The sequence below is a fragment of the Bradyrhizobium sp. sBnM-33 genome (genome assembly GCF_032917945.1).
GTDB lineage: Bacteria > Pseudomonadota > Alphaproteobacteria > Rhizobiales > Xanthobacteraceae > Bradyrhizobium.
This window is the reverse complement of the sequence record NZ_CP136624.1, coordinates 3,002,433-3,021,150: the sequence shown is the minus strand read 5'-3', so window position 1 is coordinate 3,021,150 and position 18,718 is coordinate 3,002,433. Positions and strand designations below refer to the sequence as shown.

General features: G+C 62.8%; 19 protein-coding genes. 9 read left to right on the top strand and 10 right to left on the bottom strand.

Translation table 11 applies throughout. The features are described from left to right. Window positions 1–82: 82 nt before the first annotated feature. Window positions 83–367, bottom strand: a complete 285-nt coding sequence (locus tag RX328_RS13905) for a bacterioferritin-associated ferredoxin (protein WP_213253824.1) — start codon at window positions 365–367, stop codon at window positions 83–85. 419 nt (window positions 368–786) lie between these two features. Between RX328_RS13905 and RX328_RS13900 the strand changes: the two genes are divergently transcribed. After that, window positions 787–1,098 (top strand): hypothetical protein, encoded by a 312-nt coding sequence (locus RX328_RS13900; protein ID WP_213253823.1) that lies wholly within the window; start codon window positions 787–789, stop codon window positions 1,096–1,098. 215 nt (window positions 1,099–1,313) lie between these two features. After that, the gene (locus tag RX328_RS13895; RefSeq protein ID WP_057841791.1) at window positions 1,314–1,586 is read left to right on the top strand and encodes a hypothetical protein; all 273 of its coding nucleotides are present in this window, start codon (window positions 1,314–1,316) and stop codon (window positions 1,584–1,586) included. 177 nt (window positions 1,587–1,763) lie between these two features. On the opposite strand, the gene RX328_RS13890 is transcribed toward RX328_RS13895, so the two are convergent. From RX328_RS13890 to ettA, 3 genes are all read right to left on the bottom strand, one after another. Continuing rightward, window positions 1,764–3,032, bottom strand: coding sequence for a lytic murein transglycosylase (locus RX328_RS13890; protein ID WP_213253822.1), 1,269 nt, complete (start codon window positions 3,030–3,032; stop codon window positions 1,764–1,766). Further along, on the bottom strand, window positions 3,032–3,622 hold the full coding sequence (locus RX328_RS13885; protein ID WP_028347030.1) for a TIGR00645 family protein: 591 nt from the start codon (window positions 3,620–3,622) through the stop codon (window positions 3,032–3,034). The genes RX328_RS13890 and RX328_RS13885 overlap by 1 nt, the downstream gene beginning before the upstream one ends. Before the next feature lie 126 nt (window positions 3,623–3,748). Continuing rightward, window positions 3,749–5,398, bottom strand: a complete 1,650-nt coding sequence (gene ettA / locus RX328_RS13880; RefSeq protein WP_213253821.1) for an energy-dependent translational throttle protein EttA — start codon at window positions 5,396–5,398, stop codon at window positions 3,749–3,751. Between the two features lie 228 nt (window positions 5,399–5,626). Between ettA and RX328_RS13875 the strand changes: the two genes are divergently transcribed. Both RX328_RS13875 and RX328_RS13870 read left to right on the top strand, forming a co-directional pair. Continuing rightward, the gene (locus RX328_RS13875; protein WP_213253865.1) at window positions 5,627–5,839 is read left to right on the top strand and encodes a hypothetical protein; all 213 of its coding nucleotides are present in this window, start codon (window positions 5,627–5,629) and stop codon (window positions 5,837–5,839) included. 108 nt (window positions 5,840–5,947) lie between these two features. Further along, window positions 5,948–6,907, top strand: a complete 960-nt coding sequence (locus RX328_RS13870) for a D-2-hydroxyacid dehydrogenase family protein (RefSeq protein ID WP_213253820.1) — start codon at window positions 5,948–5,950, stop codon at window positions 6,905–6,907. 6 nt (window positions 6,908–6,913) lie between these two features. On the opposite strand, the gene RX328_RS13865 is transcribed toward RX328_RS13870, so the two are convergent. Continuing rightward, complete coding sequence (locus tag RX328_RS13865) at window positions 6,914–7,876, bottom strand: NAD-dependent epimerase/dehydratase family protein (protein WP_213253819.1); 963 nt, start codon at window positions 7,874–7,876, stop codon at window positions 6,914–6,916. Between the two features lie 207 nt (window positions 7,877–8,083). Next, entirely contained in the window at window positions 8,084–9,418 is a 1,335-nt protein-coding gene (locus RX328_RS13860) for a L,D-transpeptidase (RefSeq protein ID WP_213253864.1), read from the bottom strand. 342 nt (window positions 9,419–9,760) lie between these two features. On the opposite strand from RX328_RS13860, the gene RX328_RS13855 reads away from it, so the two are divergent. Continuing rightward, on the top strand, window positions 9,761–10,561 hold the full coding sequence (locus RX328_RS13855; RefSeq protein WP_213253818.1) for a hypothetical protein: 801 nt from the start codon (window positions 9,761–9,763) through the stop codon (window positions 10,559–10,561). 15 nt (window positions 10,562–10,576) lie between these two features. On the opposite strand, the gene sseA is transcribed toward RX328_RS13855, so the two are convergent. From sseA to RX328_RS13840, 3 genes are all read right to left on the bottom strand, one after another. Then, entirely contained in the window at window positions 10,577–11,428 is an 852-nt protein-coding gene (gene sseA, locus RX328_RS13850) for a 3-mercaptopyruvate sulfurtransferase (protein ID WP_213253817.1), read from the bottom strand. A gap of 135 nt (window positions 11,429–11,563) precedes the next feature. Continuing rightward, window positions 11,564–11,974 (bottom strand): rhodanese-like domain-containing protein, encoded by a 411-nt coding sequence (locus RX328_RS13845; RefSeq protein WP_213253816.1) that lies wholly within the window; start codon window positions 11,972–11,974, stop codon window positions 11,564–11,566. A 201-nt stretch (window positions 11,975–12,175) separates the two neighbouring features. After that, window positions 12,176–13,351, bottom strand: a complete 1,176-nt coding sequence (locus tag RX328_RS13840) for a vWA domain-containing protein (RefSeq protein WP_213253815.1) — start codon at window positions 13,349–13,351, stop codon at window positions 12,176–12,178. A 141-nt stretch (window positions 13,352–13,492) separates the two neighbouring features. Here RX328_RS13840 and RX328_RS13835 point away from each other — a divergent pair, with 141 nt between their 5' ends. From RX328_RS13835 to RX328_RS13825, 3 genes are all read left to right on the top strand, one after another. Then, the gene (locus RX328_RS13835) at window positions 13,493–13,735 is read left to right on the top strand and encodes a GlsB/YeaQ/YmgE family stress response membrane protein (protein WP_213253814.1); all 243 of its coding nucleotides are present in this window, start codon (window positions 13,493–13,495) and stop codon (window positions 13,733–13,735) included. Window positions 13,736–13,835: 100 nt separating this feature from the next. Further along, window positions 13,836–14,678: an AAA family ATPase gene (locus RX328_RS13830; RefSeq protein WP_213253813.1), complete on the top strand. Its 843-nt coding sequence runs from the start codon at window positions 13,836–13,838 to the stop codon at window positions 14,676–14,678. 83 nt (window positions 14,679–14,761) lie between these two features. Continuing rightward, on the top strand, window positions 14,762–16,264 hold the full coding sequence (locus RX328_RS13825; RefSeq protein ID WP_213253812.1) for a flavin-containing monooxygenase: 1,503 nt from the start codon (window positions 14,762–14,764) through the stop codon (window positions 16,262–16,264). Between the two features lie 47 nt (window positions 16,265–16,311). Here the strand turns inward: RX328_RS13825 and RX328_RS13820 are convergent, their stop codons facing one another. After that, window positions 16,312–17,331 carry a methyltransferase gene (locus tag RX328_RS13820; protein ID WP_213253811.1) on the bottom strand — a complete coding sequence of 340 codons (1,020 nt, stop codon included), beginning with the start codon at window positions 17,329–17,331 and terminating at the stop codon, window positions 16,312–16,314. Between the two features lie 335 nt (window positions 17,332–17,666). On the opposite strand from RX328_RS13820, the gene RX328_RS13815 reads away from it, so the two are divergent. Continuing rightward, a complete protein-coding gene (locus RX328_RS13815) occupies window positions 17,667–18,716 on the top strand; it encodes an aromatic ring-hydroxylating oxygenase subunit alpha (RefSeq protein WP_213253810.1) in 1,050 nt (349 codons plus the stop codon). Window positions 18,717–18,718 lie beyond the last annotated feature (2 nt).

Sequence of the window (18,718 nt, the reverse complement as noted above, 5' to 3'; positions counted from 1 at the left end):
TAAATCAGTTTAGTGCCAAGGGCAACCGTTCCACGAAAAAACCCGTGGGGAACGGTGGAAATCGGTGGATTTTAAGGGTTTTTCAGCAGGCCGCGAGGGCGAAGGCCGGGGCAGCCGGGGCGGCTTCCTGCGCCGGCTCGTCATTGGCGGCGTGACGCGTGTGCGGGCAACCGGAGCAGCACTCCTTGGCGCAGGCGCCGAGCGCTTCATCGATGATGGTCTTGATGGTGCGCGCGCAGCGGCCGCATTCGGCGCTGCAGCCGAGGCAACCGTAAATCTGTTTGGGATTCCGCGGCAGGTCCGAAGCCGCACTTACGGCATTACGGACATCGTGGTCGCTCAAAACGTTGCAGGAACAGACGATCATGAAACCAGTAGACCTTCGTGTGATGCGGCTTCATCGATATTTAAGGGCGCGCCGAGATGCAAAAGGAAAAGCCGCATTTTCAAGCAATTCCAAACTGATGCCGGGGGAATACTGGAATGAATCTAAAAGGCTGGAATTGCGATAGATCACGCTGCCGCTGACTTGCCCGTTGGGTTTTCGGGATCAATCGCTGCCACCTCCTCTCACCGGAACTGTCGCTGGAAGCCATGCCGCCGGTGTCGCCGCCGCTGCGCTCGCGCCGGGCCTCGGGCATTCGGTATTGTTGCACCGCAAATCCGCCGCGCGTTCACCATTTCGTTGCCCGCGGAGGCGCCGCCGTTCATTGATCATTCAAGCGAAATGTGGAACTTTTGCCGGGACAGATCCTGATGCGTTTGCTCCACGAGAAAGGTGAGGCCATGAAGAAGACATTGATGGCGCTCGGTGCCGCCGCTGCGTTGACCGTTTCGGCCGTGGCGGTTCCCGCTCCCGCCCAGGCGCAGCGCGGCGTTGCCGCGGGCGTCGCAGCCGGATTGATCGGCGGCGCCATTGTCGGCGGCGCGATTGCTTCGCAGAACGGCTACTATTACGGCCCGGGCTATTACGGGCCCGGCTATGGCGGCCCGGCCTATGTGGTCGATCCTGGCTACGGTGAATCCTGCTTCTGGCAGCGGCAGCGGTTCTGGGATGGCTATGGCTGGCGGGTCCGCAACGTCAGGGTCTGCGACTAGCACCCGTTCATCTTCATTAAATTGCGTCCAACATCCCGGAAAGGCGCTGCTGTTCCGGGATGCATGTCATTTCCGGCCCGAAAAAGACCGCTTTTTTCGTCGACCGTTTGAGACGTTTACCTTCGATTGACCGATGTGCGCTTTTTTAGCGAACAGCGTGTGAGTCATCCCCTAAACCCGGCGCCCGAAGGCGTCACTCCAGGAGAGCCCAGGACATGAAGAAGACATTTGCTGCCTTCGTCGCGGTCGCAACGATTGCCGGTTCGCTTGCCTCGACGCCCGCGAGCGCACAGCGTGGCGTTGCCGCAGGCGTAGCGGCCGGCTTGCTCGGCGGCGCGATCATCGGCGGTGCGATCGCCTCCAGCCGCCCGGCTTACGGCGGACCGGTGTATGTGGAAGAAGCGCCCTATCCGGCGTGCCGCATGGTGCGCGAGCGCTTCTGGGATGGCTACGACTGGCGCTATCGCCGCGTCGAGGTCTGCCACTGATCTGATCTAGCGCGTTTGATCAAGGCCCGGCCGTATCCTCGGCCGGGCTTTTTGTTTGTATGTTCCTCATCCTGAGGAGCGGCCGTCAGGCCGCGTCTCGAAGGATGCAGGCCCGTCTGTGGCCTCATGGTTCGAGACGGCGCTTGCGCGCCTCCTCACCATGAGGGGAAGCAATTCTCAGCGCCCCCCGCCCATCGAGCGCAGCACCGCCTCGCTCGGCCAGCAATCCACCTTCAGGCCCGCCGACTTCTGATACGCGCCCAATGCCGCACGGGTCTGCATGCCGGCCTTGCCGTCGAGCTTGTCCTTGTAGAGGCCGATGCGCGTCAAATGACGCTGCATGGCCTCGACATCGGCGGAGCGCAACTGTGTCGAGGCCGACCACGGCGTTGCGAACGGCAGCGGGCTCGTCATGCGGTCGGCAAGATGGCCGACGAACAGCACATACAGGTCGGAGAAATTGTATTCCTTGATGACGAAATAGTTCTTCGTCGTCAGGAACGACGGGCCGTAGATACCCTCCACCTGCAATAGCGAGGCCGGCTGCGCCTGCTCGGCCGCGCTCAATCTTTGCCCGCGCACCGGCACAAAGCCGGCGCGCAGCCACTCGGCGATCGGCTTCGTCACCTCGGGCACGCCCATCGTGCAATCGACATTGGCGGGCGCCTTGACCTCATAGGCCCAGCGCACGCCCGCCTGCCAGCCCTTGTTGACGAGCTGCCGCGCGGCCGAGGCCAGCGCGTCCGGCACCGAGTGCCAGATGTCGATCCGGCCGTCGCCGTCGAGATCGACACCGTGCTTGTAATATTCGGAGGGCAGAAATTGCGTGTAGCCGGTGGCGCCGGCCCAGGATGAACGAAAATCCTTGCGCGCCACGGCGCCCTCGCCGAGAAGTTTGAGCGCCTGAATGAACTCGGCGCGATACTGATCCTTGCGCCGACCGACATAGGCCTGCGTCGCGACCACGCGGAGCGTATCGTAAGGCAACCGGTAGCGGCCGAAATCGGTCTCGCGACCCCAGATCGCGAGCACGATGCTAGCCGGTACACCGAAGCGCTTTTCGATTTCGGTCAGCGCGGCGCGATGCTTCTGCATCAGCTTTTGCCCTTCGGCCGCCAGCCGCGCGATGGAAGCTTCCTTCAGATAATCCGCCGGCACCTGCACGAACTCGGCCTGCGCCGGCGCGCCGGTGGGGGGCCGCCCGGGCAGCAGCAGGTCGGGCAATTTGTAGTCAGGCTCCAGTCCTTGCGTTTCAGCGTCGAACGTCGCGCGCGATACGCCGGCTGCCTGCGCCTCCGGCCACAGCGAGGCGATGAACTGGGTGAAGGCGGCGGCGGCGGCGAACGCTGGTTGCGACGCGCCGAGCGTCACCGCAGTCACTATCAGAACTGCGGCAGCCGCCCTCGTTCGCAAAGCTGAAAATCCGATGATCGACAAACCGCCCATCAATGCGAAGTGGCGCGCTTTGCTTCGTCGATAGCCATGTTCGACACCCGGTCGACATAGGCAATGCCGATGGCCGACAGAATGAACACCGTATGAATGATGGTCTGCCACATGACGCCGGTTTCCGTGTAGACGCTTTTTCCCGACGCTAGTGCACCGGCCTCGATGAACGTGCGCAGCAGATGGATCGAGGAGATGCCGATGATCGCCATCGCCAGCTTGATCTTCAGCACGCTGGCGTTGACGTGGCTGAGCCATTCCGGCTCGTCGGGATGGCCCTGCAGGTTGAGACGGGAGACGAAGGTCTCGTAACCGCCGACGATCACCATCACCAGCAGGTTCGAGATCATGACGACATCGATGAGGCCCAACACCGCCAGCATGATCTGCTGCTCGCTGAAATCGAAGGCGTGGGCGAACAGATGCCACAGTTCCTTCAGAAACAGCACGACATAGACGCCTTGCGCGACAATCAGCCCAACGTAAAGCGGCAATTGCAGCCAGCGGGAGCCGAAGATCAGCATCGGAACGGGGCGCAATGCCTTCCCCTTACCTTTAGGCGGCAACGGTGTTTCGGGGGTAAGGGACATCAGGGATGGCTCGCTCAGGATTGGAATTGCGGAACAACGCCTATATCTACGCACTGTCACCGTCGTGTGAAGCGACAACTGGCCGCAGCACAAGCAGGACACTAATCACGCAAATGCCCGATTGGCTCACCGCGTCAGCTTCTTGTACTTCACACGATGCGGAATGATGCTGTCCTGGCCGAGCCGGCGCATCTTGTCCTTTTCATAATCCTGGAAGTTGCCTTCGAACCATTCGACGTGGCTATCGCCTTCGAACGACAGGATATGGGTCGCAATGCGGTCGAGGAACCAGCGATCGTGGCTGATGATGACGGCGCAGCCGGCGAAATCCTCCAGCGCCTCTTCCAGCGCACGCAGCGTATCGACGTCGAGGTCGTTGGTCGGTTCGTCGAGCAGCAGCACGTTGGCGCCGGATTTGAGCATCTTGGCCAGATGCACGCGGTTGCGCTCGCCGCCTGATAGCGCACCGACCTTCTTCTGCTGGTCGGCGCCCTTGAAATTGAACGACGAGCAATAGCCGCGCGAATTGACCTCGCGCTTGCCGAGCAGGATCAGTTCGTTGCCGCCGGAAATCTCTTCCCAAACCGTCTTCTTGCCGTCGAGATCGTCGCGCGACTGGTCGACATAGCCGAGGTGCACGCTTTCGCCGACGGTGATGGTGCCCTTGTCCGGCTTCTCCTGCCCGGTGATCATGCGGAACAGCGTGGTCTTGCCGGCGCCGTTGGGGCCGATCACGCCGACGATGCCGCCCGGCGGCAGCTTGAAGGTGAGATCGTCGATCAGCACGCGGTCGCCGAATGCCTTGGTGAGGCCTTCGAAATCGACGACGTTCTGGCCGAGGCGCTCGGCCACGGGAATGGTGATCTGCGCGGTCTGCGTCTGCTTCTCGCTCGCCTGCTTGAGCAATTCCTCATAGCGCTGATAGCGCGCCTTCGACTTGGCCTGGCGCGCCTTCGGCGAGGACGCGATCCATTCCTGCTCGCGGGCCAGCGTCTTCTGGTGTGCGGCCTCCTCGCGGCCCTCCTGCTCGAGGCGCTTCTGCTTCTGCACCAGCCAGGACGAATAATTGCCCTCGTAGGGAATGCCGCGGCCGCGGTCGAGCTCGAGGATCCAGCCCGTGACGTTGTCGAGGAAGTAGCGGTCGTGGGTCACGATGAGGATCGCGCCGGGATAATTGCGCAGGTGGCCTTCCAGCCACGACACCGACTCGGCGTCGAGGTGGTTGGTCGGTTCGTCCAGCAGCAGCAGGTCCGGCTGGTCCAGCAGCAATTTGCACAGCGCGACGCGGCGGCGCTCGCCGCCGGAGAGTGTTGTCACGTCCGAATCGTCGGGCGGGCAGCGCAGCGCGTCCATCGCCTGGTCGACCTTGCTGTCGAGATCCCAGAGGCCGGCGGCCTCGATCTGGTCCTGCAATTTGGTCATCTCATCGGCGGTCTCGTCCGAATAGTTCATCGCCAGCTCGTTGTAGCGATCGAGGATCGCCTTCTGCTTGGCGACGCCCTGCATGACGTTTTCGCGGACGGTAAGCGCAGGGTCCAGGTGCGGCTCCTGCTCGAGGTAGCCGACACGGGCGCCCTCGGCGACCCAGGCCTCGCCGGTGTATTCCTTGTCGAGACCGGCCATAATCTTGAGCAGGGTCGACTTACCGGAACCGTTGACGCCGAGCACGCCGATCTTGGCGTCCGGGTAGAAGCTCAGATGGATGTTATCGAGCACCTTTCGGGTCGGGTAGCTCTTGGTCAGACCCTGCATGAAATAGATGAATTGGCGAGCCATCGCGATCCTTGGAATCGTTGGATTTTACGGAAATTTGCTGCCGCTGATGTAGCGGCGCGGCCCCCAAAGGGCAACCGCGGCAAAGCGTTTTCCATCCGTTCACCACGGATGAATACGGGATGGTCACCATGTCCGCCGAGATCCCGACAATTGAAACTATCTTTTAATAAATCAGGCGAAAACTCCTTTTCAGACGAAAAAGGCGTCTTGAAAACAAGGGCCCGCGTCATGGCTACGATCGGTTCGGCATCCCTTTCCGCCTCGGCTCATGCACACGCCGGATTGGCAAAACCGTTGGCAGAACTCCGCGCCTTCTGGCGCCAGTTCGTGGCCAAGGCGTTCAACCCCTACCGCCCGGAACTGCACTATATGCGTGGCCCGGGACCGGCCTGGCGCGCCAAGCATCTTGGCCGTCAGAACCGAGCTCTTCCGGTTATTTGAGGCAGCCCCGCTTTTAAGTCCGCTTGCGCGCTTTCCGTTTGCGCGCAACCATGGCGACCTCCCCGACGGCTATCTTAGCCGTCATCCTCGCCATCAACGGACTTCCTCATGACGCGGCTGCGCTGTGCAATCCTCGACGATTACCTCAATGTGGCGCTTAAGGTCGCCGACTGGTCCAAAGTCACTGACCGCGTCGACATCACGGTGTTCAACCAGCCGTTTGCAAACGCGGAAGCCGCGGCCGCCGCGCTTAGGGATTTCGAGATCATCTGTGCGATGCGCGAGCGCACCCCGTTCCCGCGCACCATGTTTGCAGGCCTGCCCAACCTAAAACTCCTGATCACCTCGGGCCTGCGCAATGCCGCCATCGATATGGAGGCCGCCAAGAACCACAAGGTGGTGCTGTGCGGCACGCAATGGGGCCGCGACCCGACAGCGCCGCTGACCATGGGCCTGATCCTGGAGCTGACCCGCAATATCGGCCGCGAAAACGCCCGCATGCATGCCGGCGAGCCGTTGCAGGCACATGTCGGCATGGAGATCGAGGGCCGCACGCTCGGGGTGATCGGCCTCGGCAAGCTCGGCACGAAAGTATCGAAACTGGCGCAGGCCTTCGGCATGGACGTGATCGCCTGGAGCCAGAACCTGACGCCGGAAAGGTGCAACGAGGTCGGCGTCACCTATGTCAGCAAGGAAGAGCTGTTCTCGACCGCCGACATCGTCACCATCCATGTGGTGCTGAGCCAGCGCACGCGCGGGCTGGTCGGGCGTGATGATCTCGCGCGGATGAAACCAACCGCCTACCTCGTCAACACCGCGCGCGGGCCGATCGTCGACGAAGGCGCGCTCCTGGAAGCGCTGACGCAAAGGAAGATCGCCGGTGCCGGCGTCGACGTGTTCTCGGTCGAGCCGTTGCCGGTCGACCATCCCTTCCGCAAGCTCGACAACATCGTGCTGACGCCGCATCTCGGCTACGTCACCGAGGACAGTTTTCGAAACCACTATCAACAGATGGTCGAGGGCATCGACGCCTGGTTCAAGGGCGAGCCAAAGCAGCGGCTGGCGTAGCCAAGCTCAGGCAGCATATTGCGTGGTGGTGCGGCTTGCGACCTCGGCAAATCCCTGACGCCACGACGGATGCGCCGGCTGCCAGCCTAGCTCCCGCTTAGCCTTGGCGTTGGAGCTTGCCTGCACCTCGGTCATCATGGAAACCAGGTGCTCGCCGGCGAACAGCCGGCCAAGCCAGGCCGGCACGCGAATTGGCGGCCTGGCACCGAGCAACGCGGCAAGAGCAGGCAGCCATTCGCTGACCGGCGCCGGTTCGTCGTCAACGATGTTGTAGATGTTGCCGGGCTTGCCGCGTTCGACGGCAGCAACGGTCGCGGCAGCCGCATCCTCGACGTGGATGAACGACCACTGTCCGCCACCGCCGCCGATCAGCGGCACGCGGCGGCGACGCAACTGATCAATCATCGCGCGCGACAGCAGCCCGGTATCCGGGCCGTAGAATGATCCATAGCGCAGGACAATCCCTTCAGGGTTTGCCGAGCCGATGACGGCGCTCTCCAGATGCTGGATCGCTTGCAGCGTGCGGCGCAGCTCCTCCGGCGGATCGGAATCGAGCGGATCGGCCTCCGTCTTGATCGCTTCGCCGCGGCCGTAGGTCCAGCCGCAGAAGCTCTGTGCGATGAAGCGCTTCACGCCGGCCTCGCGTGCGGCCGCCAACAAGAAATCGGTGCCCTGCGTGCGCAACTTGTTGGTGTTGGCAAACGCGCGATCGAAATGCCTGAGATCCGTGACATCAGCCAGATCGGTCATCTGGTCGATGATGACATCGGGCTTCGCCGCGATCACGGCGGCGCGAATGACCTGCGCGTCGAGCCCATCGGCGATCGCAGGTTCCGCGCCCATCCGCTTGATGACCTCGGCCTTCGCCGCCGTTCGCGTCGTACCAACAACGGAATGACTGGCCTCAACGAGCTGCGGAACGAGCTTAAGGCCGATGGCGCCAGTGGCACCCGCAACAAGAATTCGCATGGCGTGATCCTCGCATTCGTTGCGACCGCCCGGCAGGTAGTCGGCGCGAATGTGAAATCAAGCGTGCGAATGGGGCAGCGGCGGAAATCCGCGAACCGGTATCCGCCCACGGATCAAGTCCGAGGGCATGCTTCGCTGGAAACGCTCTAACGCAACAAAAAGGCGCGCTTTCGGCGCGCCTTAGATGCTTGTTCGAAAACGGGCGGTTCAGCGAATCGTGACCGGCGCGGGCAGCGGCGGCACCACCGTCGGCTGTGCACCGGAAACAGGCGCCAGTTGGGCCTGTGCCGGTCCGGAGGCTGCGGCGGCGGCCGGGCGAGCGGACGGCGGCGGGGCGGCCGAAGCGCTTGCGGTGTTGGCCGGCGGCGGGCCGCCGGGCATCACCACCACGCGGGTGCCGACCTTGGCGCGCTCGAACAGGTCCGAGACGTCCTCGTTCAGCATGCCGATGCAGCCTGACGAAACGAATTTGCCGATCGTAGAGGGCTGGTTGGTGCCGTGAATGCGATAGATAGTCGAGCCGAGGTACATGGCACGCGCGCCGAGCGGATTGCCGGGGCCGCCGGCCATGAAGCGCGGCAGATAGGGCTGGCGCTCGATCATCTCGGTCGGCGGATGCCAGTCCGGCCACTCGGCCTTGCGGCTGATCTTCTGCACGCCGTTCCAGGTGAAGCCGTCGCGGCCGACGCGGACGCCATAGCGGATCGCGCGACCGCCACCGAGGACGTAATAGAGGTGGGTGTTAGCCGTATCGACGACGATGGTGCCCGCGGGCTCCTTGGTCGCAAAGGCCACTTCCTGGCGGCGCAGGTGCGGCGGAAGCTGCGCAGGGCCCACTTCCGGCTGCTCTTCCGGCGGCAGCGCAGCGAGCTGCACTGGCCTGCCGTCGGCGCCGACGGCAGGTTGCTGCGGCTGCGGCAGCGCGCCGGTAGCACCGGGCGCGGGCGCCGGTGCAGCACCGATCGCTCCCGGCGGGCGCAGGCCAGAACGGTCGTCGTTCGGATAGACGATCCCGGCGCCGGGAATGCGACTATCGCCGCGATCTGAATAGACCTGTTGCTGCGATGCGGGCGGACGGTCCGCATAGATCACCGGCGGCGGACCGGCCGGGCGGCCGTAACGCGGATCATCGGGAGAAAGGATCGGGCCGGTGGGTGTCGCGGCGGTGGCCGGGCGGCCATAGCGCGGGTCGTCGGGAGAAAGGACCGGGCCCGTCGGCATCGGGGCGCCGCGGTCCGAATAGACCGGGGCAGCGGCCGGGCGGCCATAGCGGGGATCAGAGGGCGACAGCACCGGGCCGGGCGGCGGCAACGCAGCCGAATTCGGCGCGTTCGGCGCCTCGTCGTCGTCTTCCAGTGCGTCGAAATCAGGTTCGCCGGGGCGGCGTTCGTCAACCGCATAGCCGCCGGGCACGTACGGTCCCGGAGCTGTCGAATAGACTTGGCCGGGGGCGTGCGGATAGCTCTGCGCATGGGCGAGCGAGGTTCCCGCCATGCCAGCGGCAATGGCGGCACAAATCGTCAAAATGCGGTTGTTCATCATCGCCTTTGTATAGACCCCAAGCCCCACCGGACGGTTAACGGCAGATGACGGAAGATCGCGGCGCATTCAAGACAAATCCGCGAAATTCGGCCCAAACCAGTCATTTGTGATCGCAGCCAAGCTGCGGCAAAGATGCCTCAGGACGGCGCAAATCGCCGCCGGCGGGTGGTGCGCGACGTCGAACCGCAGATTTTGTAACAAAAAGCCGCCAGGCATTGAGATACTCTCAAATCGGCCTGATTCGCGCGCGCCCCCACCGCCGCATCCGGCCGCACAGTGGTCACCGCGTTCCCTTCGCAAGCAATAACCCTTCAGAGATCAAGGAGGGTGGAACCCGAGTCCATGCTTCCCGGCTTTCGTTTCTTGTTCACCGCGATCGTGCTGTCGACGTCGATCCTGGTTTTTGGCCTTGGCGCTGCCGCCCTGTTGCGGGCAGCGCATGAGGAATTTGCCAATCTTCCCTTGCGACGGGCGGCGCCCGAGCCGATGTTCGCCCGCCGGACGGACGAGACGCCGCCAACGCTAGCGCTGCTGCGCGTCGATCCGCCGGTCGAGGAGAAGCCGGCGGAGAATGTCGCGACAGCCGCCGCTCCGGAAGCGGCCCCGGATATCCCGGCACCGGTCGGACAGGCTCCGGACGCCAGTCCGGCAGAGGCCGAGCTGGCAGCCGTGAGGCCGGCCGAGCCGGTACAGGTCGAAGCGGCAAGGCCGGAAGCCCCCGCGCAGGACGCCATTCCGGAGACGCCGGTCGCTCGGGCCGCGGCCAAAACCGAAATGCCGCCCGCTACCAATACCGAGGTGAAGCTCGCCGCCATCCCGGAAACGGCGGAGCCTGCAGCTGCCATCCCGCCTCCACCGGAGCCGGCGACGGATGTCCCATTATTCGAAGGCAATGCCGCGGCGACCCGGATCGCAACGCTCGGCAGTCCCGCCGTCATCGTCGACGGACAGACATCGGCGAAGGCGACGGAAGCGAAGCCGGACCGCAGCGCCGTCAAGAAGCGGGCCGCAGAGCGGGCCCGGGAACGGCAGCGGATTGCTGCAGCACGGCGGGCGCGCCTCGCGCGAGAGGCGACGCTGACCCTGCAGCAGCAACAACCCAATCCGTTCTTACCGTTCCCGATGACGCGCGCGACGAGGTAGCCCCTAGCCTTGAGATCAGGCCGGGCCGGTTGCGACCGGCGGGCCGTCGGCGGCGCCCCACTCCGTCCACGAGCCGTCATAGAGCGCCGGGTTCTCGACGCCGAGACGATAAAGCGCCAGCGTCAGCACGGCGGCGCTGACGCCGGATCCGCAGCTCGTGACGATCGGTGCGTCAAGCTTCACGCCGGCGCCGGTGAACGCTGCCCGCAATTCATCCAGCGGCTTCATCGTGCCGGTCGCGGGGTCGAAGAGATTGTTGTAGGGCAGGCTGAGGCTACCCGGGATGTGCCCGGAGCGAAGGCCCGGCCGCGGCTCGGCGACCTTGCCCTGATAGCGTTCATTGGCCCGCGCATCGATCACCTGCTCGGCGCGGGTCGCGAGGTTGCCGATCAATTGCTGCATGCTGCGCGTGCGCCGCGCATCGAACGTCGCCTTGAACGTCGAAGGCTTCGGCGTCACCTGCCCGCTCTCGACCTTGCGGCCTTCCGCGACCCACTTCTTGAGGCCGCCATCGAGGACGCGCACGTCTTTGCCGAACGACAGAAACATCCACCACACCCGCGGTGCGGCGACCCAGCCGCCGGAATCATAGACCACGACCGTGTCGTCATTGCCGATCCCGAGCGCGCCGACGTCGCAGCCGAATTGCTCGGCCGAGGGAAACATGTGCGGCAGCGGATTGGAATGGTCGGACACCGCGTCGACATCGAAGAACACCGCGCCCGGAATATGCGCGGCGAGATAGTCGTCCTTCGGCAACGGCATCACGCCCGGCATCTTGAACGAGGCGTCGACGATTTTGACGTCGGGATCGTTCAGGTGTGCGGCGAGCCAGTCGGTGGAGACGAGCGGGTCAGTGGTGGTCATGGATTCTTCTCTCGCAGGTTCTCTCGATCGTCATGGCCGGGCTTGTCCCGGCCATCCACGTCTTCCTTCGCGGTTGGCAAAGACGTGGATGCCCGGCACAAGCCGGGCATGACGAGGGGCTAAAGCTCGCGCCCATTACTTCTTCTTCGGCTCCCATTTCTCGACCGGACCGCCGGCGTCGCGCCAGGCGGCGAAGCCGCCGCCCATATGCGCGACCGGCTTCAGGCCCATGTCCTGCGCAGTCTTGGCCGCGAGCGCCGAGCGCATGCCGCCGGCGCAATGGAAGATGAACTTCTTGTCTTCCTGGAAGATCGGCTTGGCATAGGGGCTTTGCGGATCGATCCAGAACTCCAGCATGCCGCGGGTGCAGGAGAACGCGCCGGGGATCTTGCCCTCGCGTTCGATCTCGCGGGGGTCGCGGATATCGACGATCACGACGTTCGGATCCTTCGCGGCCTTGATGGCGTCAGCGGCGCTGACAGTCTCGATCTCGGCATTGGCTTCGTCGATCAGGGATTTGATGCCGCGGTGAATGGTCTGGGGCATTTTGTTACCTCTTTGTTTGAGCCGCCTCCCCTCGTGTGTCCCGGACGCGGTGCAGCGTTCTTCACGATGCACCGCAGAGCCGGGACCCACATCGCGGCCCAATCGATAGGCCCCGGCTCAGCAGCGCATCACCATAGCGCGTCGAAGACGCGCGTAAACGCGCTTCAGGTGCCGCGCTGCGTCCGGGGCACGCAAATCTCGTTACCGCACCAATTCCTTCATCGCGCTTTCGAGACCTTCGATCGTGATCGGGTACATGCGATCAGACAACAGCCGGCGGATAATGGTGGTGGATTCCGAATAGTCCCAGTGTTTCTGCGCCACCGGATTGAGCCACACCGTGTGCGGGTAGGTGCGCGTGATGCGCTCCAGCCAGACCGCACCGGCCTCCTCGTTGACGTGCTCGACCGAGCCGCCCGGCACCATAATCTCGTAAGGCGACATCGAGGCATCGCCGACGAACACCACCTTGTAGTCGTGCGGATATTTATGCAGCACGTCCCAGGTCGGCGTGCGGTCGGTGAAGCGACGCTTGTTCTGCTTCCAGACGCCTTCATAGAGGCAGTTGTGGAAATAGAAATATTCCATGTGCTTGAACTCGGACTTCGCCGCCGAGAACAGCTCCTCGACCTGCTCGATGTGCGAATCCATCGAGCCACCGATGTCGAAGAACACTAAAACTTTCACCGCGTTGCGCCGCTCGGGCCGCATGTGAACGTCGAGATAGCCGTGGTTGGCGGTCTCCCGGATCGTGGTGTCGAGATCGAGTTCATCGGGCGCGCCGGTGCGGGCGAATTTGCGCAGCCGCCTGAGCGCGATCTTGATGTTGCGGATGCCGAGTTCGACATTGCCGTCGAGGTCTTTGAACTCGCGCTTATCCCACACCTTCACGGCGCGGTTGTTGCGGTTCTTCTCCTGGCCGATTCTGACGCCCTCGGGATTGTAGCCGTGGGCGCCGAACGGCGAGGTGCCGGCGGTGCCGATCCATTTGTTGCCGCCCTGATGGCGACCCTGCTGTTCCTTCAGGCGCTGGCGAAGCGTCTCCATGAGCTTGTCCCAGCCCATCGCCTCGATCTGCTTCTTCTCTTCCTCGGTGAGGTATTTCTCCGCGAGCTTCTTCAGCCATTCGGCGGGAATGTCCGCCTTCTCCATGGCGTCCAAAAGGCTTTCCAGCCCCTTGAACACCGTGCCGAAGACGCGGTCGAACTTGTCGAGATTGCGCTCGTCCTTCACCAAAGCGGCGCGGGAGAGATAGTAGAAATTCTCCACCGTCTGATCGGCGAGGTCGGCGTCGAGCGCCTCCATCAGCGTCAGGTATTCGCGCAGCGTCACCGGGACCTGCGCGTCGCGCAACGATGTGAAGAATTGCAGGAACATGGGATACAGATTGCCCGCCGGGCGGCACACGTCAAGGCCCAGAGCATGTCAAAGGTCGGCGCATAGCTGTCAGGCCTAGACCGGGAGGCTTTTTCAATTACAATTGAACCATAAAAGGCTTATTCCGGCAGGGGAAATTCAATGGGAATCGTAGCGGCGCTGGTCATTGGCGGTATCGCGGGCTGGCTTGCCGGGCTGATCGTGCGCGGCGCAGGCTTCGGACTGATCGGCAATATCGTGATCGGCATCATCGGCGCGCTGCTCGCGAGCTGGCTGCTGCCGCAACTTGGTGTCAGCCTCGGCGCGGGCTGGGTCCGCGATATCATCAACGCCACCATCGGCGCGGTGATCATCCTGGTGATCCTGTCGCTGATCAGACGCTGAGGACAAGCACATCGCTTGCAATCGCGACCGCCGGACCGGCGGTCGTTTACTGTTCACGCCGCGAGCGGCTGACGAACAAAAAAATAAGGCAAACGGATAGATGAAATTTACCGGCACCAAGGACTATGTCGCCACCGACGACCTGAAAGTCGCCGTCAACGCCTCGATCGTGCTCGAGCGCCCGCTGCTGATCAAGGGCGAGCCCGGCACCGGCAAGACCGTACTGGCGGAAGAAGTCGCCAAGGCGCTCGGCGCGCCGCTTCTGACCTGGCACATCAAGTCGACCACCAAGGCGCAGCAGGGTCTTTACGAATACGACGCGGTGTCGCGGCTGCGCGACAGCCAACTCGGCGACAGCAGAGTTTCCGACATCTCCAACTACATCAAGCGCGGCAAATTGTGGGAAGCTTTTACCCACGAAAAGCGCCCGGTGCTGTTGATCGACGAGATCGATAAGGCCGACATCGAATTTCCGAACGACCTCCTGCTCGAACTCGATCGCATGGAGTTCTTCGTCTACGAGACCGGCGAGAACATCAAGGCGAGCCTGCGCCCGATCGTGATGATCACCTCGAATAACGAGAAGGAGCTGCCGGACGCGTTCCTGCGCCGCTGCTTCTTCCACTACATCAAGTTTCCCGACGCCGACACCATGGCCCGGATCGTTGACGTGCATTTCCCCGGCATCAAGAAGCGCCTGGTGGAGGAAGCGTTGCGCATCTTCTTCGAGGTGCGCGAGGTGCCGGGCCTGAAAAAGAAGCCCTCGACCTCGGAGTTGCTCGACTGGCTCAAGCTTCTCTTGAACGAGGACATCACCCCGGAAATGCTCAGGGAGCGCGACCCGCGCAAGCTGATCCCGCCGCTGCACGGCGCGCTGCTCAAGAACGAGCAGGACGTGCACCTGTTCGAGCGGCTGGCGTTCCTCAGCCGACGCGAAGTGTAATTTGCTGACGACTACCGCGCCAGAACCCAAGGTTCTGGCGTTTTGCTTTGCAATAAACACAACAAACGAAAAAGACAGGGAAGATGAACGTTCAAACCCAGATCGACGCAATGTCGCCCCGCACCACCGAGCATTTCGACGTTCTGATTGCCGGCGCCGGCATTTCCGGCGTCGGCGCCGCCTATCACCTCACCACGCAATGCCCGGGCACGACATTCGTGGCGCTCGAAGCGCAGAAGACATTCGGAGGCACCTGGACCACCCACCGCTATCCCGGCATCCGCTCCGACAGCGACCTGCATACCTTCGGCTACCGCTTCAAGCCGTGGACGTCAGCGCCGATCGCGAGCGCCAAGGAAATCCTGAAATACATGGGCGAAGTGATCGAGGAGAATGATCTCGCCCGGCACATTCGCTACCGGCACACCATCACCTCGGCCACATGGTCGAGCGAGGAAAACCTCTGGACCATCGAGGCCACGCGCACCGACACTGGCGAGAGGCTGCGTTTCACCGCCAATTTCTTCTGGATGTGTCAGGGCTATTACCGCCACACCGAGGGCTACACGCCGGAGTGGAAGGACATGGCCAAATTCAAGGGCCCGATCGTCCATCCGCAGAAATGGCCCGAGGATCTCGACTACAAGAACAAGCGCATCGTCGTGATCGGCTCGGGTGCTACCGCAGCGACGCTGATACCGGCGCTGGCTCCCGATTGCGCGCATGTCACCATGCTGCAGCGCTCGCCGACGTATTTCCGCACCGGGCGCAACGCGATCGAGATCGCCGAGGAGCTGCGGAAACTGCAGGTCGATGAAAAGTGGATCCACGAAATCACCCGGCGCAAAATCCTGTTCGACCAGGACGCCTTCACCCGCAAGACCTTCAATGAGCCGGAAGCGGCCAAGAGGGATTTGTTGTCGGCGGTCGAAGCCTATCTCGGCAAGGATAACGACATCGCAACCCACTTCACGCCAAAATACCGGCCGTGGCGGCAGCGCATCGCCTTCATTCCCGACGGCGACCTGTTCAAGGGCATCAAGTCGGGCAAAGCTTCCGTCGTTACCGACGAGATCGACCGCTTCACAGAGAAGGGAATCCTGCTGAAATCCGGCAAGGAGCTCGAAGCCGACATCATCGTGACCGCGACGGGCTTCAATCTCTGCGCCACCGGCGATATCGAGTTTGCCATCGACGGCAAGCCGCTCGACTTCGCCGATACTGTGACCTATCGCGGCATGATGTTCACCGGCGTACCGAACCTGGTCTGGGTATTCGGCTATTTCCGCGCGAGCTGGACTCTGCGCGTCGATCTCGTTGCCGATTTCGTCTGCCGGCTGCTCACGCACATGAAGGAGACCGGTGCGAAAAAGGTAACGCCGCAGCTTCGTCCCGAAGACCACAATATGCCGCTGTTGCCGTGGATCGATCCGGAAAATTTCAACCCCGGCTACATGATGCGCGGCATGCACCTGCTGCCCAAGCGCGGCGACAAGCCGGAATGGCAGCACAACCAGGACTACTGGGCGGAAAAGGACGAATTTCCGGCGATCGACCTGAAGGACAAGGCATTCGTTTACGGCTGAGACCGCAGCCTGATCCCAGGTGACGGCGACGTCCCGTCACCCGGCATTCATAAAGCGGGACGCGCCTCGATCACGTTGAAGCGGCCGGCAGGATAAACCCCAGCCAGAGCGAAGCCGCTTTGCTCGAGCAATTCGCGATATTGCCTCTTGGTACGCTCGAGCCCTCCGGGCCCGCGAAGCATGTTCAGATCGCTCATCGCGTGCGCCTTATCTTCATCGGCCATGCCGGGCTTTTCAGGCATCAGCCGCTCGACCAACAGCAACTTGCCGCTACTCGGGAGCGCCCGATGACAGTTGCGCAGTATCGAGATGCTGCGCGCATCATTCCAGTCATGGATCACGCTCTTGAGGATGATCGTATCAGCGATCGCCGGAACCGATTTGAAGAAATCACCCGCGACAAATTCGACACGGTCGCTGACGCCGATCTGCCGAAGATGTCTGCTTGCGGCATCAGCGCACCTCGGAAGATCGAAAACGATTCCTCGCAGTTCCCGGTTTCGCTGCGCGATCGCGCCGATCAATTCGCCGGAACCGCCGCCGACGTCCATCAGGTAGGATATCCCGCTGAAATCGTAGGAGCGAAGGATATCCGGCGTTACCAGCCGCGTGAGCTCGGTCATCGCGGTATTGAACTTGTCGACGTTTTCAGGCGTTCGACCCATCAGTTCGAAACTGTCGGCGACACCCTGCAATTCCGCCGCGGTCTTGCCGGTCATCACGGACTCAAGCATCCCGCTCCAGGACTTTGAAAGCATTTCAGCTTCGAGGATTGCCCAGCCCTTGAACGAATGCTCCGCAGCGCTGTCGAGGCAGGCGCCCACTTCCGTCAAGGCGTAGCTACCTTCGCCGGTTCGCGAACATATGCCGATGGTGGAGAGCGCGGTGAGCAGACGCGCAAGCGCCCGTTCATCCGCGCTTGTTGCCTTTGCGAGGTCGCCAAGCGTCAGCGGTCCATTCCGCAATAGCTCGGCGAGTCCAAGTCTGGCCGCCACGTAGATCACAGCCGTTACACGGTGCGACTGAATCAGATCGAAAAGTCTGAGGGCCGATAGTTGAGATGTCATCGCGCCTCCTTTTGCCGTGACTGTTACGAACTCCTGACGTGATCTCCCCGCGGGCTTGCCGAGTGCTACTCGGAACAGAATTGGCGCTGCGGCTCCCGCCGGCCATTACCAGTGCGAGGCGGGAGTTATTCGATCCAACCACACCTGCAAGCAGGTCCCTGGGCCTCGCGAGCTTGACCCGCAATCAAGGGTGACGCTTAACCGGGATGGGCGAAATGATACAGTTCACAAAGCGCATGTATACGCTAATGGTATTATACTACGCAAATCACGGCCTCTTTGCCAGAGCCTCGCGATTTTTGTATACAGACTGCACCCAACGAAGGAGTGCAGCCATGCCGTCCTCATTCCCGCTCAATGCCTGGTACGCCGCCGCCTGGGACGTCGATATCAAGCACGCGCTGTTTCCGCGCACGATCTGCGGCAAGCATGTCGTGATGTACCGCCAGTCCAACGGGCGGGTTTGCGCGCTGGAGGACGCCTGCTGGCATCGTCTCGTGCCGCTCTCGAAAGGACGGCTCGACGGTGACACCGTCGTCTGCGGGTATCACGGCCTGAAATTCAATGCGCAGGGCCGCTGCACCTACATGCCCTCGCAGGACACCATCAACCCGTCGGCCTGCGTGCGCTCTTATCCGGTGGTCGAGCGCCATCGCTTCATCTGGCTGTGGATGGGCGACCCGGCGCTGGCTGACCCTGCGCTGGTGCCCGACATGCACTGGAACGACGATCCCGCCTGGGCGGGCGACGGCAAGACCATTCACGTCAAATGCGACTACCGCCTCGTGGTCGATAATCTGATGGACCTGACTCATGAAACCTTCGTGCACGGCTCCAGCATCGGCAATGATCACGTCGCCGAAGCTCCGTTCGACGTCACCCACGGCGACAAGACGGTCACCGTGACGCGCTGGATGAAGGGCATCGACGCACCGCCGTTCTGGGCCGCGCAACTGCAGAAGCCGGGCCCGGTCGACCGCTGGCAGATCATCCATTTCCAGGCGCCCGGCACCGTCAACATCGACGTTGGCGTGGCGCCCGCCGGCACCGGCGCGCCGGAAGGCGACCGCTCGCAGGGCGTCAACGGCTTTGTGCTCAACACCATGACGCCGGAGACCGAGACCACCTGTCACTATTTCTGGGCCTTCGTCCGCAATTACCGGAACACTGAGCAGAAACTGACCACCGAAATCCGCGAAGGCGTCTCCAACATTTTCCGCGAAGACGAACTCATCCTCGAAGCGCAGCAGCGCGCGATGGACGAGAATCCGGACCGCACCTTCTACAACCTCAACATCGATGCCGGCGCGATGTGGGCGCGGCGCGTGATCGACCGGATGGTGGCGCGCGAGAGCGCACCGCAGACCATGCAAGCTGCGGAGTGAGA